Origin of the sequence: Noviluteimonas caseinilytica (genome assembly GCF_018406605.1) — a bacterium.
Lineage (GTDB): Bacteria > Pseudomonadota > Gammaproteobacteria > Xanthomonadales > Xanthomonadaceae > Noviluteimonas > Noviluteimonas caseinilytica.
In genome coordinates this window covers 1,120,943-1,142,579 of record NZ_AP024545.1, presented here as the reverse complement: position 1 = coordinate 1,142,579, position 21,637 = coordinate 1,120,943, and the positions used below count along the sequence as shown (strand labels likewise).

The 21,637-nt window shown below is 68.1% G+C and carries 21 protein-coding genes; 7 read left to right on the top strand and 14 right to left on the bottom strand.

Going from position 1 to position 21,637, the window contains the following annotated elements:
- From LYSCAS_RS05650 to LYSCAS_RS05615, 8 genes are all read right to left on the bottom strand, one after another.
- Window positions 1–675 (bottom strand): DUF484 family protein, encoded by a 675-nt coding sequence (locus tag LYSCAS_RS05650; protein ID WP_213436542.1) that lies wholly within the window; start codon window positions 673–675, stop codon window positions 1–3.
- Window positions 672–1,532, bottom strand: a complete 861-nt coding sequence (gene dapF / locus LYSCAS_RS05645) for a diaminopimelate epimerase (protein WP_213436540.1) — start codon at window positions 1,530–1,532, stop codon at window positions 672–674. Before dapF ends, LYSCAS_RS05650 begins: the two co-directional genes overlap by 4 nt.
- A 10-nt stretch (window positions 1,533–1,542) precedes the next feature.
- A complete protein-coding gene (gene lptM, locus LYSCAS_RS05640; protein WP_213436538.1) occupies window positions 1,543–1,797 on the bottom strand; it encodes an LPS translocon maturation chaperone LptM in 255 nt (84 codons plus the stop codon).
- Window positions 1,798–1,810: 13 nt separating this feature from the next.
- Window positions 1,811–3,961 (bottom strand): S9 family peptidase, encoded by a 2,151-nt coding sequence (locus tag LYSCAS_RS05635; protein WP_213436536.1) that lies wholly within the window; start codon window positions 3,959–3,961, stop codon window positions 1,811–1,813.
- A 41-nt stretch (window positions 3,962–4,002) separates the two neighbouring features.
- Complete coding sequence (locus tag LYSCAS_RS05630; protein WP_213436534.1) at window positions 4,003–6,159, bottom strand: prolyl oligopeptidase family serine peptidase; 2,157 nt, start codon at window positions 6,157–6,159, stop codon at window positions 4,003–4,005.
- 85 nt (window positions 6,160–6,244) lie between these two features.
- Window positions 6,245–6,556, bottom strand: coding sequence for a hypothetical protein (locus tag LYSCAS_RS05625; protein ID WP_213436532.1), 312 nt, complete (start codon window positions 6,554–6,556; stop codon window positions 6,245–6,247).
- A 73-nt stretch (window positions 6,557–6,629) separates the two neighbouring features.
- Window positions 6,630–7,550, bottom strand: coding sequence for a patatin-like phospholipase family protein (locus tag LYSCAS_RS05620; protein WP_213436530.1), 921 nt, complete (start codon window positions 7,548–7,550; stop codon window positions 6,630–6,632).
- Entirely contained in the window at window positions 7,547–8,515 is a 969-nt protein-coding gene (locus LYSCAS_RS05615) for a helix-turn-helix transcriptional regulator (RefSeq protein WP_213436528.1), read from the bottom strand. Before LYSCAS_RS05615 ends, LYSCAS_RS05620 begins: the two co-directional genes overlap by 4 nt.
- A gap of 38 nt (window positions 8,516–8,553) precedes the next feature.
- On the opposite strand from LYSCAS_RS05615, the gene LYSCAS_RS05610 reads away from it, so the two are divergent.
- From LYSCAS_RS05610 to LYSCAS_RS05595, 4 genes are read left to right on the top strand one after another with little or no spacing between them, the layout of a single operon-like run.
- Window positions 8,554–11,433: a molybdopterin oxidoreductase family protein gene (locus LYSCAS_RS05610; protein WP_213436526.1), complete on the top strand. Its 2,880-nt coding sequence runs from the start codon at window positions 8,554–8,556 to the stop codon at window positions 11,431–11,433.
- A complete protein-coding gene (locus LYSCAS_RS05605) occupies window positions 11,430–12,182 on the top strand; it encodes a 4Fe-4S dicluster domain-containing protein (RefSeq protein ID WP_213436524.1) in 753 nt (250 codons plus the stop codon). The genes LYSCAS_RS05610 and LYSCAS_RS05605 overlap by 4 nt, the downstream gene beginning before the upstream one ends.
- 9 nt (window positions 12,183–12,191) lie before the next feature.
- Window positions 12,192–12,536: a heavy metal-binding domain-containing protein gene (locus LYSCAS_RS05600; protein ID WP_213436522.1), complete on the top strand. Its 345-nt coding sequence runs from the start codon at window positions 12,192–12,194 to the stop codon at window positions 12,534–12,536.
- 8 nt (window positions 12,537–12,544) lie between these two features.
- Entirely contained in the window at window positions 12,545–13,498 is a 954-nt protein-coding gene (locus LYSCAS_RS05595; protein ID WP_213436520.1) for a dimethyl sulfoxide reductase anchor subunit family protein, read from the top strand.
- Here the strand turns inward: LYSCAS_RS05595 and hemC are convergent.
- The 4 genes from hemC to LYSCAS_RS05575 all read right to left on the bottom strand — a co-directional run bounded on the left by hemC (window position 13,492) and on the right by LYSCAS_RS05575 (window position 17,086).
- Window positions 13,492–14,403 (bottom strand): hydroxymethylbilane synthase, encoded by a 912-nt coding sequence (gene hemC, locus LYSCAS_RS05590; protein ID WP_213436518.1) that lies wholly within the window; start codon window positions 14,401–14,403, stop codon window positions 13,492–13,494. The two genes, LYSCAS_RS05595 and hemC, sit on opposite strands and share 7 nt — an antisense overlap.
- Window positions 14,404–14,595: 192 nt before the next feature.
- Window positions 14,596–15,327 carry a LytR/AlgR family response regulator transcription factor gene (locus LYSCAS_RS05585; RefSeq protein ID WP_213436516.1) on the bottom strand — a complete coding sequence of 244 codons (732 nt, stop codon included), beginning with the start codon at window positions 15,325–15,327 and terminating at the stop codon, window positions 14,596–14,598.
- Window positions 15,324–16,403 (bottom strand): sensor histidine kinase, encoded by a 1,080-nt coding sequence (locus LYSCAS_RS05580; protein WP_213436514.1) that lies wholly within the window; start codon window positions 16,401–16,403, stop codon window positions 15,324–15,326. Before LYSCAS_RS05580 ends, LYSCAS_RS05585 begins: the two co-directional genes overlap by 4 nt.
- A 2-nt stretch (window positions 16,404–16,405) precedes the next feature.
- Window positions 16,406–17,086: an alpha/beta hydrolase gene (locus tag LYSCAS_RS05575; protein WP_213436512.1), complete on the bottom strand. Its 681-nt coding sequence runs from the start codon at window positions 17,084–17,086 to the stop codon at window positions 16,406–16,408.
- A gap of 135 nt (window positions 17,087–17,221) precedes the next feature.
- Here LYSCAS_RS05575 and LYSCAS_RS05570 point away from each other — a divergent pair, with 135 nt between their 5' ends.
- Genes LYSCAS_RS05570 through LYSCAS_RS05560 form a run of 3 tightly spaced genes read left to right on the top strand, consistent with a single transcriptional unit; the run spans window position 17,222 to window position 19,823 of the window.
- On the top strand, window positions 17,222–18,877 hold the full coding sequence (locus tag LYSCAS_RS05570) for a TPR end-of-group domain-containing protein (RefSeq protein ID WP_213436510.1): 1,656 nt from the start codon (window positions 17,222–17,224) through the stop codon (window positions 18,875–18,877).
- A gap of 21 nt (window positions 18,878–18,898) precedes the next feature.
- A complete protein-coding gene (locus tag LYSCAS_RS05565; protein ID WP_213436508.1) occupies window positions 18,899–19,426 on the top strand; it encodes a hypothetical protein in 528 nt (175 codons plus the stop codon).
- Window positions 19,427–19,454: 28 nt separating this feature from the next.
- Complete coding sequence (locus LYSCAS_RS05560; protein ID WP_213436506.1) at window positions 19,455–19,823, top strand: hypothetical protein; 369 nt, start codon at window positions 19,455–19,457, stop codon at window positions 19,821–19,823.
- A 33-nt stretch (window positions 19,824–19,856) separates the two neighbouring features.
- Here the strand turns inward: LYSCAS_RS05560 and LYSCAS_RS05555 are convergent, their stop codons facing one another.
- The gene (locus LYSCAS_RS05555) at window positions 19,857–20,252 is read right to left on the bottom strand and encodes a cupin domain-containing protein (protein WP_213436504.1); all 396 of its coding nucleotides are present in this window, start codon (window positions 20,250–20,252) and stop codon (window positions 19,857–19,859) included.
- A 9-nt stretch (window positions 20,253–20,261) separates the two neighbouring features.
- Window positions 20,262–21,584 (bottom strand): metal-dependent hydrolase family protein, encoded by a 1,323-nt coding sequence (locus LYSCAS_RS05550; protein ID WP_213436502.1) that lies wholly within the window; start codon window positions 21,582–21,584, stop codon window positions 20,262–20,264.
- Window positions 21,585–21,637 lie beyond the last annotated feature (53 nt).

Genomic DNA, 21,637 nt, shown 5'->3' with positions numbered 1-21,637 from the left:
TCAGCCCGGGTAGCGTTGCAGCGCGACCGCGAGTGCGTCGCCCATCATGCGCAGGAACAGCGTGCCCATGCCCGGGAAGAAGCGGTTGGCGTCGCGGCTGCCTACGGCGATCAGGCCGATGCCGTCGATCGACAGCAACGCGCTCGACTGTACGTCGTCCGCACGCATGCCGTACAGCAACGCGTGCTTGTCGGGGTGCAGGCGCCCGCAGATCGGTTCGCCTGCGCTGATCGCATCGCGGAACGGCGCAAGGCGCACGTCATCCGCCGGCAACACCTGCAACCAGTCCGCGTCGTCCAGTCCGGCGACCGGCTTGAACAACACCACGCGCACCAGGTCGCCCTGGAAATCTTCCTGCAACGCCGCCGCCATCGCGCGCAAAGTACCGGCCGCGCTGTCCTGCCGCATCAAGCCCAGCGCGAGCTGGTGCGTGCGCACGGCGAGGCGTTCGTTCTCCTGCGCGTTCGCGAAGAGTTCCTGCAGGCGGCGTGCGAGTTCGCGGTTCTTGTCGCGCAGCACTTCCAGCTGGTAACTGGCGAGCGACGCCGCGGGGCCTTCCTCGCGCGGCACCACCAGGCTCAGCGCCAGGTCGGGGAACTGCTTGAGGAACGTCGGATGCCGGCGCAGCCAGGCGGCGACTTCGTGCGCGCCGAGTTTCTCGGTCGTGTCGATCATGGCAACCACTCCCCTTCGAAGACGAACGTGGCCGGACCGGCCATGAAAATCGGGCCCGTTTCATCGGGCCACGCCACCTGCAACTCGCCGCCGGGCAGCGACACCACGACGTCGCGATCCACGCGCCCGCGGCGCATCAGGATCGCCGCCGCCGCGCACGCGCCGCTGCCGCACGCGAGGGTTTCGCCCACGCCGCGCTCGTACACGCGCAGGCGGATGCGGTCGCGCGATTCGATCTGCGCGAAGCCCACGTTCACCGATTCCGGGAACAACGCTTCGCGCTGCAACGCCGGCCCCTGGATGCCCACGCGCGCGGTGTCGACATCGTCGACCACGAGCAACGCATGCGGATTGCCCATCGACGCCGCGCCGATGTGCAGCGCCTGTCCGTCGAGGTGCACCGCATATTCGTCGGCGGCCTGGGCCACGCCGTGCATCGGGATGCGCGCGGGCTCGAAGTCCGGCACGCCCATCGCGATGCGATAGCGCCCGTCGGGCAACACATCGACTGCATGCGTCCCGGCCGGGCTGTCCACTTCGAACCGCGGCGCACGCGCGACACCATCGCGCACCAGCCACGCCGCAACGCAACGCGCGCCGTTGCCGCATTGCTGCGCCTGCGAGCCGTCCGCATTCCAGATGCGGTAGCTCGCCGCGGCGTTCGCGCTGCGCGGCGGCTCGATGGTGAGGATCTGGTCGCAGCCGACGCCCGCGTGCCGATCGGCGAGGCGCCGGCACAGCGCCGCATCGGGCGCCGGCTGGCCGTGGCGGAGGTCGACCACGACGAAGTCGTTGCCGGCCCCGTGCATCTTGCTGAAACGCAGGCCGTGCCCGCCTGCCGCGTGCGGTTGCGTCATCGGTGCGGGCTCAGCGGGGCTTGCCGGGGGTCCCATCGTCGTCTTCGGCGGACGGCGGTGTCGCCGGCATCGTGGTCGCGGGGGCCGCCGGCATCGTGCTCGCCGATTCGGCGGGCATGGTGCTCGCCGCTTCCGCGGGCATCGACTGGACCGGCGTTTCCGGTGGGGTCTGCGGTTTGGGCACCGGGATCAACGGCCCCTTGTTGCCGCACGCAGCGAGCGGCAACACGAGGAGCAGCAGGGAAGCGAGTCGGATCGGTTTCATGACGCGCAGTGTGTCATTTCGTGGCGGCGGCGTGTTGGGCGGGCGCCTCGGCCACGCCCAGCTGGTCGAGCAGGAACGCGTACATCTCCGACTGTTCCTTGTACCGGCGGAACCGCCCCGACTTGCCGCCATGCCCCGCATCCATGTTGATGCGGAACAGCACCGGGTGCTCCGGACCGGAGGTGTCCAGGTCGCGCAGGCGCGCCACGTACTTGGCCGGTTCGAAATACTGCACCTGCGAATCCCACAGCCCCGTGCCCACGAACATCGCCGGATACGCTTGCTTGCTCAGGTTGTCGTACGGCGAGTACGACAGCATGTAGTCGTAGTAGTCCTTCTTCTCCGGGTTGCCCCACTCGTCGTATTCGTTCGTCGTGAGCGGGATGCTCGGGTCGAGCATCGTGGTCACCACGTCGACGAAGGGCACCTGCGACAGGATCACGCGATAGCGGTCCGGCGCCATGTTCGCGATCGCGCCCATCAGCAGGCCACCGGCGCTGCCGCCGTAGGCCGCCACGCGGTCCTTCGACGCATAGCCTTCCTTGACCAGGAAATCGGTGACGTCGATGAAGTCGGTGAACGTGTTCTTCTTCTTGAACAGGTGCCCGTCGTCGTACCACTGGCGCCCCATTTCCTGGCCGCCGCGGATGTGCGCGAGCACGTACACCATACCGCGGTCGAGCAGGCTCACCACCGGCAGGTTGAAGCCCGGATCGGTCGACGAGCCATAGCTGCCGTACGCGTACTGCAACAGCGCCGCCGTGCCGTCCTTCTTGAAACCTTTCTTGTAGACGACCGACACCGGCACCTTCGTGCCGTCGCGCGCCGTCGCCCACAGGCGTTCGGTCGTGTACAGCGACGGGTCGTAGCCGATCACCGGATCGCGCTTGAGCTGCTTGCGCTCGCCGGTCTTCGTGTTGAGTTCGTACACCGTGGCCGGCGTGGTCATCGACGTGTAGGTGTAACGCAGCCAATCGGTGTTGGGCTCCGCGTTGACCGACAGGCCCATGCCGTACGCGGGTTCGTCGGCCTTCACGTATTCGGACTTGCCGTCGGCGCGCAGGAGGCGCAGGCGCTCCAGGCCGTCGCTGCGTTCGGAAATCGCGGCGAAATCGTCGAACAGCTCGAAGCTGTCGATGAACACCTTGTCGCTGTGCGGGATCCAGTCCTTCCAGTCCTTGCGCGACGTCGACCCGTCCGGTGCGGTGACGAGCTTGTAGTTCTTCGCGCCGTCGGCGTTGGTGCGGATCACCCAGCGGCCGCCATGGTGGTCGGCTTCGTATTCCACGTCGCGCTGGCGCGGGGCGAGCACGACGAATTCCTTCGGATCGGCGGCCGGCGCGCAGCGCGCTTCGCTCGACACCGTGCTGTCCACGCTGATGCACAGGTACTTGTCGTCGCGCGTGCGGCCAACGCCCATGTAGAAGCTGTCGTCCTTCTCCTCGTACACCAGCACGTCGTCCTTCGCCGGCGTGCCGACCACGTGCTTCTTCACCTTGGTGGTGAGCAGCGTGGTGGGATCGTTCTCGACGTAGAACAGCGTCCTGTTGTCGTCCGCCCAGACCAGGTTGGGCGACACGCCCGGCACTTCGTCGCTGAAGGTTTCGCCGGTGGCGAGGTTGCGGAACTTGATGACGTACTGGCGGCGGCCCACGGCGTCTTCGGCCCAGGCGAGCATCGTGTTGTCCTGGCTGACTTCCCAGTCGCCCACGCTGAAGTAGTTCTTGCCCGCGGCCATCACGTTGACGTCGAGCAGGACTTCCTCCGGCGCATCCATCGTGCCCTTGCGACGCGCGTAGATCGGATAGTCCTTGCCGGTCTCGAAGCGCGAGTAGTACCACCAGCCGCGCTCGTGGTACGGCACCGAGCTGTCGTCCTGCTTGATGCGGCCCACGATCTCCTCGTACACCTTTTCCTGCACGGGCTTCAGGCGCGCCATGTACGCGTCGGTGTACGCGTTCTCGGCGTTGAGGTACGCGAGCATCTCCGGGTTCTTGCGCGTGTCGTCGCGCAGCCAGTAGTACTCGTCATTGCGCTCCGCGCCGTGCGGCGCCTTCACGACATGCGGTTTCTTCGCCACGTCGGGCGGTTGCGGGAGGTCGGCGGCGTGCAGTTGGCTGGTTGTCATGAGGGCGATCGAAAGCAGGCAGGGGGCGATTTTCATGCGGGCTCCGTTAGCACGGGATCAGCAGCGGAAAAGACGGATCACTTCGAGAGGGTCTGCCACAGGAAGGTGTAGGCCAGCGCGTTCATGTGCGCGGACTGCGCGTTGTTCGCCGCGCCGCCATGGCCGCCTTCGATGTTCTCGAAGTAGCGCACGTCCTTCTTCGCTTCCAGCATCTTCGCCATCATCTTGCGCGCGTGCGCCGGATGGACGCGGTCGTCGGCGGTAGAGGTGAGGAAGAGCGTCGGCGGGTAATCCTTCGCCGGATCGAACAGCTGGTACGGCGAGAAGGTCTTGATGTACTCCCAGTCCGCCGTGTCCGGATCGCCGTATTCGGCCATCCACGACGCGCCGGCCAGCAGGTGGCTGTAACGCTTCATGTCGAGCAGCGGCACCTGCACCACGATCGCGCCGAACAGCTGCGGATACTGCGTGAGCATGTTGCCCATCAGCAGGCCGCCGTTGCTGCCGCCCATGATGCCGAGGCGCTTGCTGTCGGCCACGCCGGTCTTGGCGAGGTCTTCGGCCACCGCGGCGAAATCTTCGTACGCCTTGTGGCGGTTGGCCTTCAGCGCCGCCTGGTGCCAGCGCGGGCCGTACTCGCCGCCGCCGCGGATGTTGGCGACCGCATACGCGCCGCCCATCTCCAGCCAGCCCTTGCCGACGCTGCCCGAATAGGCGGGCGTCATCGAGACTTCGAAGCCGCCGTAACCGTAGAGCAGCGTCGGCGTCGAGCCATCCGCCTTCATCGCCTTCGGGCGCACGAGGAAGTACGGGATCTTCGTGCCGTCCTTCGACGTGGCGAAGTGCTGTTCGATGACGTGCGTGTCGGCGTTGAAGAACTGCGGGTTGGACTTGAGGACTTCCGGCGGCGTGTTCGTCGACACGTCGGCAAGCATCAGGCTGGTGGGCGTGAGGTAATCAGTGGAGGTGATCCACACCGCATCGCTGGTGTCGGAATCGACCGCGGAAACGCTGACCGTGCCGAGCGTCGGGGCGCCAGCGAGCGGATGGGAAATGAATCCTTCGTCGAGGTCGCGCGCGCCCGGAGCGAACCGGAACACGCTCAATTCATTGCGCACATCACGCATGACGTTCAACACCAGCGCGTTCTTCGTCCACGCATACCCGGCGAGCGAGCTGTGCTCATCGGGCGTGAACAGCTGGAAGAAACCGCGCTTGCCCGCCATGAAGTCGTCGAACTTCGTCGCGATCAGCGCGCCCGCGGGATACGTTTGGCCACCGGCTTCATAGGGATCGCGCAGTTCAAGCAACAACCACGCTCCGTGCACGGATTTATTCGCCGAATTCGGCGCATCGATCTTGACCAGCTTCCCGTCGCTGCCGCGCAGGTACAGCTCGTCGTTGTAGAACGCGATCGTGCGGCTGACGAAATCGCGCTTGAACCCCGGCGTCTGGTCGCGGAAGCCGGAGATATACATGTCTTCCGGCTGGCCCTCGTACACCTTCGTCGCGGCGGCCATCGGCGTGCCGCGCGACCACTGCTTCACGATGCGCGGATAGCCCGAGGGCGTCATGCTGTTGCCGCCGAAGTCGGTGAAGACGTACACCGTGTCCTTGTCGATCCAGCCCAGGCCGCCCTTCGCTTCGGGACGGAAGAAGCCGTCGCGGACGAACTGCTTCGTCGACAGGTCGAACTCGCGCGTCACGTCCGCATCCGAGCCGCCGTTCGACAGCGCCACGAGGCACCGCGTGTAGTCGGGCTTCAGGCAATCCGCGCCGTGCCACACCCACGCCTTGCCCTCGGCCTTGTTGAGCGCATCGAGGTCGAGCACCGTTTCCCACTGCGGGTCCGGCTTGCGGTATTCGGCCAGGGTCGTGCGACGCCACAGGCCGCGCGCGTGGTCCTTGTCCTTCCACAGGTTGTAGTAGAAGTCGCCGATCTTCTCGACGCCCGGGATCTTCGCGGTCGAATCGAGGATGGCGAGGATGTCGCGCTCGAGTTTGCGGAATTCCGGCTTGGTCGCGAGTTCCGCTTCGCTGTGCGCGTTCTGCTCGCGGACCCAGGCGATCGGCTTGTCGCCGTGCACGTCCTCGAGCCATTGATAGGGATCGTTGGCCACGGCGTCCTCCTTGGCGGGCGTGCCGTCCGCCGCGAAGGCTGCGCCACCGATCGAAACCAGGCCAAGGCCGAGCACGGCCCCGAGGACGAGACGATCAGGCGACACCTTCGGCATGCGCGACTCCGGCGACAAAAAAAGAGTCGCCAACGCTAGCACGCCACCTGCGGGGCGGACCCCTGCCGGAGGCCCGCCGGAGGGGTCAGGCCGCGCGCAGCCCGCGCAGCGCACGCGCGCCGCGATCCCGGCGGCGCATGGCCTGCGCCCCGGTGCGACGACGCTTGTACTGGCCGCCCCGCGCGACGGCCGCCGGCCAATGCGGCAGTGCAAAACGATGCAGCGCCCACAGCGCCATCGCCGGCATGGCGACGAGCCACATCGGCAGGTAGCCGAACCACGTGGTGTTTTCACGCGCGAAGGGCAGCAGGATCACGGCGGCGGCGCCCCATGCGAGCCAGGTGCGGAGGACGCGGGCGATGCGGGGGTTGGCGAGCGAGGCGTCGGTGCGGTGCATGGCGATGGCTCCGTTGGGCTTGCGACGGAGCATTGCGTGGGGTCATCTCACGGGCTGCGACCCTGCGAGGAACTCAGTACCCGGCCGCGTCGAGCGCCTTGTCCGCTTCCTGCCGCCCCACCCCGATCAATTCCTTCGCCCGCCAGAATTCGTAGAACTGGCACGCATCCCGCGGAATGCGGATCACCAGCTCCGGCGGATCCAGCGCCAGCTGCACGCGCGAGATCTGCGCCTGCATCAGGTCGAGCGAACGCGCCATCAGGTCCGTGAAGCCCAGGCGCGAGCGCGCGACGTCCGCCGTCGACGTCGCATCGTCGCTGCGCAACCACGCGCGGAACCACGAGGGCCCCCCGGATTTCGGCATGTCGCCGGACGGCGCACCTTCCTGCGCCGGCTCGCCCGGCGGACGCTGCGGCCAGCCATGCATGTCGACCGCGATCAACCGATGCGCATCCGACAGCCGCGTGGCCGCGATCGGCAACGGCGCCAGCAACCCGCCATCCACCAGCGCGCGCCCGTGGATCATGTGCGGCGTGAACAAGCCGGGGATCGCGAACGACGCGCGGATCGCATCCCACATGTCGCCCTCGCGCAACCACACCTCGCGCTGGCGCATGACATCCACCGCCACCGCGGTGAAATCGATCGGCAGGTCTTCGATCCGCGGCGAGCCCGCGATCTCGCGCAGCGCCTCGATCAGCCGCGCGCCTTCGAACAGGGCCGAACGCCCGAAGCCCGGATCGAGCAACCGCAGCATCGCGCGCCGGTCAAGCGTGAGCAGCCAGTCGCGATACGCCGGCAACTTGCCGCTCGCGTGCAGCCCGCCGACCAGCGCGCCGCTCGACGATCCCGCGATCGCGACGATGTGGATGCCGCGGGCTTCCAGCGCCTCGATCACGCCGATCTGCGCCAACCCGCGCGCGCCGCCGGCGCCGAGGACGAGCGCGACCTTCTCTTCCGGGCGGATCCTGGGTGCGTCGGCGGGCGGCGTCATCGATCGTAGTTCGAGATCGCCAGCGACAGCAGCGAACGCGCCTGTTCGCGCAGCACCGGCGGCTCGACGATCTCCGCGTCCGAGCCGTAGTGCAGCACGTCCATCAGCAGCTCGCGCGCATTGCTGTACGGGATCTTGAGTTCGTAGCGCCCGTCCGGCAGGAACCGCCCCTGCTGCTGCGAATGCCAGCGTTCGTCCGCCACCCAGCGCGCGGCCTTGGCGCTGAACAGGATGGTCGCCCAGTTCTTCGGCGGGCCGGAGAAGATGCCGTAGCTGGAGGCCAGGTGTTCGTCGAGGTCGGCGTCGCCGATGTCGCGCGCCGTGCCGTCGAGCAGCTTGGCCGCGCCGATGCGGTCCACCGCGAAGCTGCGCAGGCCCTCGCGATCCTCGTCCCAGGCATCCAGGTACCAGTTGTCGCGGTAATGGGTGATGCGCTGCGGCGACACCGTGCGGCGCGTCTTCTCGTCCGTGGAGCGCGCGCGGTAATCGAAGGACAGCTTGCGCCGCCCCAGCACCGAGGAGGCGACGACGCGGAACACATGCTCATCCAGGCGGCGCGGGCGGCTGGCGATCACGCGCACGCGCTCCACCGGCCACTTCTTGCCGCCGGCCTGTTCCTCGAGCAGCTTTTCCACGCGCTGCTGCAGCGGCGCCAGCGCCGTGGCCAGCAGGCCGCCACCGCTGCGCGCCAGCAACTGCTGCGCGGCGAGCAGCGCATGCAGCTCTTCCGAGTTCAGCCACAGGCCCGGCAGTTCGAAGCGGTCGTTCTCGGCGGCGTCGTAGCGGAAGCCGGCCTCGCCGTCGCCGATCACCGGCGCCATCAGCCCGTCGCGGAGGAAGGCCAGGTCGCGGTAGGCAGTGGCGCGCGAGCAGCCCAGTTCCTCCTGCAGCCGCGCGACGGTGACCGGATAGCGCGCCGCCTTGAGCAGGCGGTGCAGGGCGTTGATGCGTTCGTAGCGGTCCATGGCCGGGATTATGCAAGACCGCCGCTACAATGCGCCGCATGCGCGAGCCCACGCTCAATCCTTCGCCGTCGCCCGGCGACGCCGTCCACGCGACGACCTGCTACATGTGCGCGTGCCGTTGCGGCATCAAGGTGTGGACGCTCGAAGGCCGCATCCGCTACATCCAGGGCAATCCCGACCACCCCGTGAACCGCGGCGTGCTCTGCGCGAAGGGCTCGGCGGGGATCATGCAGCACTACTCGCCGGCGCGGTTGTCGCGCCCGTTGCTGCGGACGGGCGAGCGCGGCTCGGGCGAATTCAAGGAAATCAGCTGGGACGAGGCGATGGAACTCGCCACGTCGTGGCTCGCGCCCATCCGCGCACGCAACCCCGACGAACTGGCGTTCTTCACGGGGCGCGACCAGTCGCAGGCGCTCACCGGCTGGTGGGCGCAGCAGTTCGGCACGATCAACTACGCGGCGCACGGCGGCTTCTGCTCCGTGAACATGGCCGCGGGCGGGCTGTACACGCTGGGCGGTTCGTTCTGGGAATTCGGCGAACCGGACTGGGACCACACGCAATACCTGATGCTGTGGGGCGTGGCCGAAGACCACGACTCCAATCCGATCAAGCTCGGCCTCGGCAAGCTGAAGGCGCGCGGCGCCAAGGTGGTCGCGGTCAATCCGGTGCGCACGGGGTACGGCGCGATCGCGGATGAATGGATCGGGATCCGGCCCGGCACCGACGGCCTGTTCGCGTTCGCGCTGATCCACGAATTGCTGCGCAGCGACCGCATCGACCTGGAGTACCTGGTGCGCTACGCGAACGCGCACTGGCTGGTGGTGCGCAATCCGGGCGGCGCGGACGATGGCTTGTTCGCGCGCGACGGCGAAGGCCGCGCGCTGTGCTGGGATCGCGAACGCGGCGCGGTGGATGCGAACGCCGTGGACGTGGCGCCCGTCGTCATCGGCGAATACACCTTGCCCGACGGCCGCACCGCCGTCCCCGTCTTCCACCTGGTCGCCGACCGCTACCTCGATCCGCAATACGCGCCCGACGCCGTCGCCGAACGCTGCGGCATCCCCGCCGACACCATCCGCCGCATCGCGCGCGAACTGGCCGCCGCCGCCTTCGATACGAAACTCTCGCTGCCGATCGCCTGGACCGACAGCTGGGGCCGCGAACACGCGTCGATGGAAGGCCGCGCGGTGTCGATGCATGCCATGCGCGGCATCAGCGCGCATTCCAACGGCTTCCACACTTGCCGCGCGCTGCACCTGCTGCAGTTGCTGCTGGGCGCGGTGGACGTGCCGGGCTCGTTCCGCTTCCAGCCGCCGTTCCCGAAGCCGATCCCGCCGGCGAATCGCCCCGGCAAGACGCGTCGGCCCGATGGTGGCCTCGACGCCGCACCGCTCGGTTTCGTGCACACGCCCGAAGACCTCGTCGTCGACGCGCAAGGCGCCCCGCGCCGCATCGACCACGCATATTCCTGGGCGTACCCGCTCGCCGCGCACGGCATGCTGCACACCGTCATCCGCAACGCGTGGGCGGGCGACCCGTACAAGATCGACACGCTGCTGATGTTCATGGCGAACATGAGCTGGAACTCGGCGATGAACACCTCCGAGACCATGCAGTGGCTCACCGACAAGGACGAGAGCGGCGAGTACCGCATCCCGCGCATCATCTACAGCGATGCGTATGCGTCGGAAATGGTCGCCTACGCGGACCTCGTGTTGCCCGACACCACGTATCTCGAACGCTTTGATGCGATCTCGTTGCTCGATCGCCCGATCTCCGACGCCGACGGCGCGAGCGACGCGATCCGCCATCCGATCTTCGATGCGGCGACGCAACCCACCGACGACAACCGCCCGCGCGACGTGCGCGGCTTCCAGTCGGTGCTGCTCGATCTCGGCGCGCGCCTCGGATTACCCGGCTTGGTGCACGCCGATGGTTCGCCGCAATATCGCGACTACGCCGATTACATCGTCCGCCACGAGCGCGCGCCCGGCGTGGGCCTGCTGGCGGGTTGGCGCGGCGAAGATGGTACGCAGGAAGGCAAGGGCGCGCCGAATCCCGACCAGCTCAAGCGCTACATCGAACACGGCGGTTTCTGGCACACGCCGGTCCCGGAGGCGGGGCGCTATTACAAGATGGCGAATCGCGACTACCTGCAGTGGGCGCACAAGCTCGGCTTCGTCGCCAACGACCAGCCGATCGTGATGCAGCTGTATTCGGAGACGTTGCAGAAGTTCCGCCTCGCCGCGCAAGGGCACGGCACCATGCAACCGCCGGATCGCCATCGCACGCGCGTCGCCACGTATTTCGATCCGCTGCCGATCTGGTACGAACCGTTCGAGCACGACGAGACCTCGCGCGAGGCCTTCCCGCTGAGCGCGATCACGCAGCGCCCGATGTACATGTACCACGCGTGGGGATCGCAAAACGCGTGGCTGCGGCAGATCCAGGCGCGCAACGCGCTGTACGTACATCCGGCCACGGGCGCGAAATACGGTCTGGCCGAAGGCGACTGGGCCGAAGTCGATTCGCACCACGGCACGATCACCGTCGAAGTGCGTTTCGCGAAGAACGTGCAGCCCGACACCGTGTGGAGCTGGAACGCGATCGGCAAGCGGCGCGGCGCGTGGCGCCTGGCGAAGGACGCACCGGAAGGCACGAAGGGCTTCCTGCTCAATCACCTGATTTCCGACGTGACGCCGAAGGGCGATTACGCGAACGCCGATCCGGTGACCGGGCAGGCCGCGTGGTTCGACCTGCGCGTGCGCATCCGCAAGAGCGACCAGGCCGGCGAAAGCGCGCCGCAATTCCCGCCGCTGCCGTACCGCGAAGCCGACGAACGCCCGCTGCGCTACGGCGCCGCGCTGCGCAACCTCGAACATCCCGGCAAGAGCAAGCCGAACGCGAGCAAGACATGACGCAGCTGCCGCCCCCGTCGACGAAGAAGCTCGGCCTCGTCATCGATCTCGATACGTGCGTCGGGTGCCAGGCCTGCGCCGTCGGCTGCAAGCAATGGAACAGCGGCGGCATGGCCGGCCCGGTGACGGACGAACAGCCGTACGCCAAGGATCCGTCGGGCGTGTGGTTCAACCGCGTGCACAGCTACGAACTCGAGCAGGTGCCCGCCGCGGACGGCGCGCCCGCGCAACCGGCGATGACGCTGCACTTCCCGCGTTCGTGCCTGCATTGTGAAACGCCCGCGTGCGTCACCGTGTGCCCGACCGGTGCGAGCTACAAGCGCGCGTCCGACGGCATCGTGCTCGTCGACGAAGACAAGTGCATCGGCTGCAAGCTGTGTTCGTGGGCCTGCCCGTACGGCGCGCGCGAGTACAGCGAAGTAGAAGGCGTGATGAAGAAATGCACGCTGTGCGTCGACCGTATCTACAACGAGAACCTGCCCGAATCCGAGCGCGAGCCCGCGTGCGTGCAGGTGTGCCCGACGCGCGCGCGCCACTTCGGCGACCTGGGCGATCCGGAATCGGCGGTGTCCAAGCTCGTCGCCGAGCGCGGCGGCCTGCCGCTGCTGCCCGAACTCGGCTATGCGCCCGTCAATCGTTACCTGCCGCCGCGGCCGCGTCGCGCCGGCGGCGAAGAAACCGTCGTCGTTGCAGAACCCGAAGTCGATGCCACGCCGAAACGCTGGCTCGATCGCCTCCTCCGTCGCTAAGGAATCGCCATGGCCGATGAAACCCCCATCCTCGTCACCACCACGAACACCTTCGAAGGCCGCCGCATCGTGGCCTACAAGGGGCTCGTCGGCGGCGACGCGATCCTCGGCGCCAACATGTTCCGCGACTTCTTCGCCGGCATCCGCGACATCCTGGGCGGCCGCTCGGGGTCGTACGAAAAAGTGCTGCGCAAGGCGAAGACCGAAGCCGTCAACGACATGATGGAGCAGGCGCGCGAAGCGGGCGCCAACGCGGTCGTCGGCGTGGACCTCGACTACGAGACCATCCAGATCCAGGACGGCGGCAGCATGCTGATGGTGAGCGCGTCCGGCACCGCGGTCGTGCTGGAGTAACGCCGCACATGCATCCCGCGCTGTCGGTCATCTTCTTCACCACGCTGTCGGGCGCGGGATACGGGTTGTTGTTCTGGGCGGCGTGGCATGCGCTGACGGGCGTCAGTTCGGCGCGCACGCTCCTGGTGAGCATCGCGGTGTCGATCGTGCTGTCGACGATCGGGCTGCTCAGCTCGACGCTGCACCTCGGCAAGCCGATGCGCGCATGGCGCGCGTTCTCGCAGTGGCGGACCTCGTGGTTGTCGCGCGAAGGCGTCGCCGCAATGTTGACATTCGGAATCGCCCTGTTGCTCGGCGCAGCCGCGTTGCCCGGCATGCTCGATGCCAACGCAACGGGTTCGGCCGTGCAGCTGGGAATCGCAGGCATGGGCGTCGCCGCCCTCTCGATCATCGCCGCGCTCGTGACTGTCTACTGCACCGCCATGATCTACGCGTCCCTCAAGCCGATCCCCGCGTGGGGCCATCGCCTGGTGCCACGCGTGTACGTGCTGTTCGCGCTGTTCACCGGCGGCCTGTTGTTCTGCGCCATCGCCACGCTGCTGGGGCGCGAAGTCCGCAACGTCGCCGCGCTCGTCGCCATCGTTGCCGCACTGCTGCTGTGGGACCAGAAGCGTCGTTACTGGCGCGACATCGATGCGCCGCTGCCTGCAACGCGCGGCGACGCCATCGGCCTCCCGAACCGCACCGCCACCGTCTTCGAACGCCCGCACACCGAGGCGAACTACCTCACGAAGGAAATGGGCTTCGTCGTCGCGCGCAAGCACGCGAAGACGTTGCGACGTCTGGCCATCGTGCTGTTCGCCGTGCTGCCGATCCTGGCGTTGCTGCCGGTGTTCGTCTTCGTGCACCTGGACACCGCGCCCTGGTACACGGCCGCCGCGCTGTCCGCGCTGGCCGGCGCCTTCGTCGAACGTTGGCTGTTCTTCGCCGAAGCGAAGCACATGGTGACGCTCTATTACTGAGCGTCGATGAGTTCGCGGGCGCCCTGCGAGAGCAGGCGCTCGGCGACTTCGATCCCCAGCGCTTCCGGATCCGTGCCTTCGCTGGCCGCGCGCACCAGGCGCCCGTCGAGCGACGAGCCCACCAGCCCCTGCAGGTCCAGCTGCGTGCCTTCGCGTCGCGCGAACGCCGCGACCGGCACGTGGCAGCTGCCATGCAACGCACGATTCATCGCGCGCTCGGCTTCCACGCAGATGCGCGTCTCCGCATCGTCGAGCGCGGCGCACAACGCGTGGATCTCCGGCGCGTCGTCGCGGCATTCGATCGCGATCGCGCCCTGCGCGGGTGCGGGCAACCACGCCGGCGCATCCAGCCGCGCACGAATGCGCGATTCGAAGCCGAGCCGCGCAAGCCCCGCGCACGCCAGCACGATCGCGTCGTACTCGCCCGCATCGAGTTTCGCGAGCCGCGTGTTGACGTTGCCGCGCAGGTCGCGCAACACCAGGTCCGGCCGCCGCGCGCGCAACTGCGCCTGGCGACGCAACGACGACGTGCCCACCATCGCGCCCTGCGGCAACGCGTCGAGGTCGTCGTAGTGGTTGCTCACGAACGCATCGGCGTGGTCCGCGCGCGCCAGGATCGCCGGCAGCATGAAGCCCGGCTCGAGCACCATCGGCACGTCCTTCAGCGAATGCACCGCGCAATCGGCTTCGCCGCGCTGCATCGCGATCTCGAGTTCCTTGAGGAACAGGCCCTTCCCGCCGATGGCGGCCAGCGACCGGTCGAGCACTTCGTCCCCGCGCGTGCTCATGGGCACGAGGATGACGTCGAGCCCCGGATGCGCGGCGCGCAGGCGGTCGGCGACGTGTTCGCTCTGCCAGAGGGCGAGGGGGGACTTGCGGGTGGCGATGCGGAGGGGGTGATTCATGGCGGGATTATCGCCGATGGAAAAGCGGGAACAGGGAATGGGGAACAGGGAGACAGCATTCGATGCGACGGCCCCCGCGCGAGCCGAAGTCCGCCCTCAAGCTATTCGAAGCGCAACGCATCGACCTTCGGCCGGTGGGGCTGAAGCGCGGCAGCAAGCCGGTTTTCCCCGTTCCCCGTTCCCGCCGTTGCCCTACAGGTGCTTCACCGTCTCGCGCAAATGCGCCACGCACCGCCGGCTCACCTCGAGCGGATGGTTGCCGTGCCGCAGCACGGCCTGCACGTGCCCGTCGGGCGCGCGCTTGAGTTCGACGATTTCATGCCGCGCGACCAGGCAGTTGCGATGGATGCGCACGAAGCGGTCGCCGAATTCCTCTTCCAGCGACTTCAGCGATTCCTCGATCAGGTCTTCGCCGCGCGCGTGGTGCACGACCACGTATTTCTCTTCGGCCTGCAGGTAATGCACGTCCTCGACCGGGATCAGGCGCAGGCTGCCGCGCAGGCGCGCGCACAGGTGCGTGCGCAACTGGTCGCTGGCGGGCGCGCCGTCGCCGTTGGTGCGGCCGGCGGCGAAGGTGCGCGCGCGTTCGATCGCGGCGGCCAGGCGTTCGGCCCGCACGGGCTTGACGAGGTAATCGATGGCGGCCGCTTCGAACGCCGACAACGCATGCGCGTCGTACGCGGTGCAGAACACCACCGCAGGCCGTGGTTCGAATGCAGCGAGATGTCGCGCCGCTTCGAGGCCATCGATGCCGGGCATCGCGATGTCGAGCAGCACGAGGTCGGGATGATGCTGTGCGCAGGCATGCAGCGCTTCGCGCCCGTCGCCTGCTTCGGCGACCAGCTCGACGCCGGGTTGCGCGGCGAGCAGATCGCGCAGGCGTTCGCGCGCGAGGGGTTCGTCGTCGGCGATCAGCACTCTCACGATCGACCTCCTGCAGGGAGCGGGACTCGAAGCTCAGCCAGATAGTAGCCCTCGTGCCAACGCCCGTGCACGCGCGCCTTGGGTCCGAAGGTATACGCAAGGCGATGGGCGATGTTGGTTTGCGCGTGCCCGCTGCCCGCGCGGGGCTCCAGCGGCCCCCCGCCGGACATGTCGCGCTCCCGGGGCGCGGGGGCCGGATTGTGGATGCTGACCTGCAGGTGTTCGTGGTCGCAGGTCACCTCGATGTCGATGGTGCCGCCCGCGGGGAGCCTTGAAATCCCGTGCAAAACCGCGTTTTCGACGAGGGGCTGCAACACCAGGCGGGGCAACGGCAGCTGCCAGGGCAGGGGTTCGGCCTTGCGCCAGCGGACCTGCAGGCGGTCGCCCAGGCGCAGTTGTTCGATCGACAGGTAGCGCTCGGCCAGTTCCACTTCCTCGGCCAGGCTCGATTCGCCCTTGCCGGCGCCCAGGGCCGCGCGGAACAGGTCCGACAGGTCCAGCACCGCGCGCTCGGCCACGTCCGGGTCCCGGCGTACCAGGCCGACGATGGTGTTCATGCTGTTGAAAAGGAAATGCGGCTTGATGCGGGCCTGCAGCGCGTCGGCCTCGGCGCGCGCGCTGGCGCGCACCTGCGCCTGCCAGCCGTCCACCGCGTACAGGTAACGCAGCACCACGCCCACGATCAGCGAGGTGATGGCCGCGCTGCCCAGCACGAAGCGATGCAGCGTGACCGAGGTGGGCACCAGGTCCGACCCGAGGCCGTGGTCGACCGCGTGCACGAGCGCGGCACCGGAGGCAGCGATCAGCGCCGCCAGCACCACCGCGCCGGGCCCGCCGACCCAACGGCGCAAGGTCGAGAGCTTGCGACGGGACACGCACAGCACCACCGACACCGTGAGCGCGAGCCACAACGCGAACCCGCTCGCCGAGGCGAAGCGGGCCAGGGTCCATTCGGCTTCGGCCGAGGGCGAGAGCGCGATGACGGCGACCACGAGTTCGGCCACCGCGAGCACGGTGGCCAGCCGCCCGAGGCGGCACAGGTCCGGCAACCAGGGTTCGCCGGGGGCGGCCTCCATCGTCAGCCCGCGAGCCTGCGCTCGAGCCAGTCCCCGAGATCGCGGATTTCCTCCGGGCACACCGCATGCGGCATCGCATACGTGCGCCACGTGACATCGAAGCCCTGGCCCGTCAGCAGCGATGCGGTGGCATGCCCCGCCTGCACCGGGATCACCGGGTCCGCATCGCCGTGCGCGAGGAACACCGGTTGGCGCTTGGCCGCATCGGTGACCGATTCGCGCGCCATCTGCTCGGACATCGGCAGGTACGTGGACAGCGCGATGAGGCCGGCGAGGGGATGCGTGCGCTTGAGGCCCGCGGCCAGCGTGATCGCGCCGCCTTGCGAGAACCCGGCGAGGAACGTGCGTTCCGGCGGGATGCCGCGTGCATGTTCGCGATCGAGCAGCGCGCCCACCTGCGCGGACGAGACCATCACGCCATCGGCGTCGGCGCGGTTGGCCAGGTCGAAATCGCGGATGTCGTACCAGGCGCGCATGCGCATGCCGGCATTGATCGTCACCGCGCGCACCGGCGCATGCGGGAACACGAAGCGGATCGACGGCCAGCCATGGCGCACCAGTTCGGGCACCAGCGGGACGAAATCATGTCCGTCCGCGCCCAGCCCGTGCAGCCAGAGCACGCTCCAGCGCGGATCCGGCCCGGTCTCTTCCTCGATGGTTTCCAGCAGGTCGATCGCTTCCATCCGCATGCTCCTCCGAACGGCCGGAGTCTATGCCAACCGGGACCGGACGGGCCGGGAAAGCGGCAGTGTCCGTTCGCCGGCGCGCGGCACGTTGGCCCGGGGATCGACGCTGCATTCGCACGGGGAGACGGTTCGATGCTCGCGGGCCTGTTCGCCGAACTCCGCCGACGCCGCGTCTTCCGCGTTGCCCTCGTCTACGCGGTCGCGGGCTGGCTGGTGATCCAGGTGGCGGCCACGGTGCTGCCGAGCCTGCACCTGCCGTCCTGGACCGTCACCCTCGTCATCGTGCTGGTGGTGCTGGGGTTCCCGATCGCCTTCGCGATGGCGTGGATGTTCGATGCCGGCCCGCGCGGGCTGGAGCGCACGCTGCCGTTGCAGGAAGTCCCGGTCGCCGTGCCCGCGCCGGTCGCGCCGATGGCGCCGATCGCATCGCCTTCGCCCGAACCCGAAACGCCCGTCGCCGCAACGCCCGATCCGCCGCCGCAACGCGCCATCCTGCGCGACGACCGCCGCACCATCGCCGTGCTGCCCTTCGTCAACATGAGCGGCGATGCGGAGAACGAATACTTCAGCGACGGCATCGCCGAGGAAATCCTCAACCTGCTCACGCAACTGCCGCAGCTCAAAGTGGCTTCGCGCACCTCGTCGTTCGCCTACAAGGGCAAGGACGCCGCGATCCCGGTGGTCGCGCGCGAACTCGGCGTCACCACGTTGCTGGAAGGCAGCGTGCGCCGCGCCGGCGACCGCGTGCGCATCACCGCGCAGCTGATCGACACCGACAGCGATTCGCACCTGTGGTCGGAAACCTACGATCGCGAACTGAAAGACGTATTCGCGATCCAGGACGACATCGCGCACAGCATCGTCAAGGCGCTGCAGGTGACGCTGACGCCGCAGGAGCGGCGCGCGATCCAGTCGGTCGCCACCTCCGACCCCGAAGCCTACGACTACTACCTGCGCGGCCGCAGCTACATGTATTCGATGGCGCGGCGCGATTACGAACACGCGATCCGGATGTTCGAGCAGGCGATCGCGGTGGACTCGAAATACGCGCTGGCCTATGCCGGCATGGCCGACGCCTACGCCAACCTGTATCGCTACGCCGAAGCCACCACCGAGAACGTGGAGCGCGCCAACCGCGCCAGCGAACAGGCCGTCGTGCTGGATCGCGAATCCGCAGAAGCCCACGCCTCGCGCGGCCTGGCGTTGCTGATCAGCGAGCGCTACGACGAGGCCGAGGTCGAATTCGAAACCGCGACCACCAAAAACCCGAACCTCTTCGACGCGTGGCACTACCACGGCCTAGCCAGCTCCTCGCGCGGCGACTTCGAAAAAGCCGCACGCCTGTACGCGCGCGCCGCGGAAGTGAACCCGGACGACTTCCAGGTGCCAATGTTCCTGGCCATGTCGCTGGCGTCGCTGGGCCGCAAGCAGGACGAGATGCGCGTGCGCCTGGGTGCGCTCGGCACGCTGGAACGGCACATCAAGCTCAATCCGCACGACACGCGCGCGTTGTATTTCGCGGCGCAGAACCTCTACCGCGTCGGCGAGAACGAAAAGGCCCGCGCGATGGCCGAGCAGGCGCTCAAGCAGGCGCAGGATGAGCCCGTCGTGCTCTACAACGTGGCGTGCTTCTATGTCGGACAGGGCGACCTGGAGCGTGCGATCGACCTGCTCGAACGCGCCGTCAGCCTCGGCTGGGGCGACCGCGCCTGGATGGAACACGACAGCGACCTCGACCCCCTGCACGACCATCCCCGCTTCAACGCCCTGCTCGCGCGAATTCACTAGGCCGGGCCTATCCTCGGCCTCATGCGTCCTTCCCGGCGACTCCAGCGGATCGTCCTCGTCGCCTTCGTGGTGACCTTCGCCTGCACGCGGCTGCTCGTGCTGCTGATCATGGCGCGCAAGCTGCCGGACCTGTACGTGCACGTCGGCGGCACGCACGTGCACCACCTCAACTTCGGGATCGTGGTGCTCGCGGTTGTCGGCGCTGCGTTGTTGTTCGCGCAACCGCGCGGGCGATGGCGCGACGTGGTAGCGGCGGGTTACGGGATCGGGTTGGCGCTGACGTTCGATGAATTCGGCATGTGGCTGCACCTGGGCGGGAGCTACTGGCAGCGCGCCAGTTTTGATGCGATCACGATCGTGGGCGGGTTGTTGCTGCTCGCGGCCTGGGTGCCGCCGCCCGTGGAATGGACGCGGCGCGGCATCACCGCGGCGGGCCTGATGCTGGCGCTGCTGGCTGTGTTCTTCTGGCGCCTGTCGCTATCGTTGTCCCCGATCGAACAACGCGCGCTGCCGGCGCTGGAGCGGATCGAGCAACAAGGTCCGCACTGACGCCCGCGCACCCAACGACGAGGTTTGCATGCACGCCACCATCTTCACCGAACTGCGGTTCTGGCTGCTCATCGTCTTCTCGGCCGTGGTGCCGACCTGGATCTACGTCGCGCTGCTGCGCAAGCGCGCGATCTCGCGCGCCACGGTGCTGCTGTTCGGCTTCGTGCTCGTGCTGATCTCGGGGCTCGACGTGTACCTGTTGCAGAGCCTGGCCAACGCCGCCGGCAGCAGTCCGTCGCTGCAGGACGACAAGATCTTCCGGTCCGAAGTGTCGCTGGCGCTCTACCTGTTCCCGGTGATGTTCGGTGGCATCGGCATCAACATCATGTCGCACATCCTGGTGAGCCATTTGCTGGATGCGGAGGCGCGGTTCAAGCGCGGGTCGCCGGAGGAGTGAGGCGCCGGCTGCCTGGGTCCTGACCGGAGGCGGTCAGGGCGCGCCCGCGTCCTTGCAAGCCGGGTCCGACGCCGCCGAGGGCTTGTTCTCCACGAGCAATGCATGCGACGGCGTCTTGCCGGTGTTTTCGCCGGTGTGCGTCTGCGCCGGCGACCAGAGCACGTCGCCCTGCTTGAAGCTGCGATGGATCACCTTGCCGTCCGGCAAGTGGATGTCGCGTTCGAAGGGCGCAAGCGCATAGAGCACGAACGAGGGATGGTGGTGCGGGTGCGTCATCTGCCCGGGCGTGTCCTGGTAATCCAGCACGCGCACGCACGCATTCTCGAGGAGCACCTTGTACTTGTCGCCGTCGGTGACGACGGCATCCTGCGCGTGCGCGGGAAGGGCGACGAGTGCGGTGACCAACGCAACAATCCACTTGAATTGCATGTCAGGCTCCTAGGGCGCGTCGCGCACGATCTTGCCCTGCTTCATGACGAACCGCGGATGCTCGGTCGCCCGCACGTTGTCGAGCACGTTGCCCGGCACCGCCACGATGTCGGCGAACTTGCCGGCTTCCAGCGTGCCGGTCTCCGCGTCGATGCCCAGCAGCGTCGCCGCGCCCACGCTGCTGGTCATCAGCGCCTTCGCCGGGTCCATGCCCAGGTCGACGTAGTCGCCGAACTCGCGCGCGTTCTCGCCATGCGGATACACGCCGGCATCGGTGCCGTAGGCCATCCGCACGCCGATGCGCATCGCGTCGTGCATCATCCGGCCGTGCGAACCGGCCGCGGCGCGCGCCTTGTCGCCGACCTTCGGCGGATACGTGCCCGCCTGCTTCAGCACGAAGTTCACCGCCATGCGCGTCGGCACCAGGTACGTGCCCTTGCGCTGCATCAGCTGCAGTGTCTCCGGTGTGAGGAAGCTGCCGTGTTCGATGGAATCGACGCCGGCTTCCACCGCCAGCCGCGCCGCGAGATCGCCGTGCGCATGCGCAGCCACCTTGCGGCGCCAGGCGTGCGCTTCGTCGACGATGGCCGACAGTTCCGCGGGCGTGAGCTGCGGCACGTCGACCGGATCGGATTCGGACAGCACGCCGCCGGAGGCGCAGATCTTGATGACGTCCGCGCCGTACTTGAGTTGCTCGCGCACCGCGCGGCGACAGGAATCGGCGCCGTTGCACACGCCGTCCGCTTCGCCGAACGTGCGCACGGTGCCGGGCGGGAAGGCAGGTGCATCGCAATGGCCGCCGGTCGAGCCGATCGCGTGCACGGCGACGAGCATGCGCGGCCCGTCTTCGAGGCCGGCGTTGATGGCGTTGCGCAACGCGACGTCGATCAGGTCCGCGGCGCCGACTTCGCGCACGGTGGTCACGCCGGCCTGCAAGGTCGCGCGTGCATTGCGCGCGGCGTAGTACGACTGTTCCACCGGCAGCCGCATCATCGAATTGTAGAAACCGTTGGTCCAGCTGGCGTCGTAGTCGCCGGCGATGTGCGTGTGCGCATCGATGATGCCGGGCATGAGCGTGGCGTCGCCGAGGTCGATCACGCGTGCGCCGGCGGGTGCGGGCGCATCGCTGCCGATGGATTCGATCTTCGTGCCGCGCACCACGATGCGGCCGGGCGAGACAAGCTTGCCGCTGCGTCCGTCGAAGAGGTGCGCGGCCTGCAACACGATGGGCGGCGCGGCCGGCGGTGCAGGAGGATCGGATTGCGCGTGGGTGGCGAGCGCGCCCCCCAGGCAAGCCGCGAAACACACCAGGCCTCCGGCAAGACGACGCATGCGGTTCCCCTCGTGGCGCCGGCGGGCGCGGATTGGCGAATCCTACGCCGCCG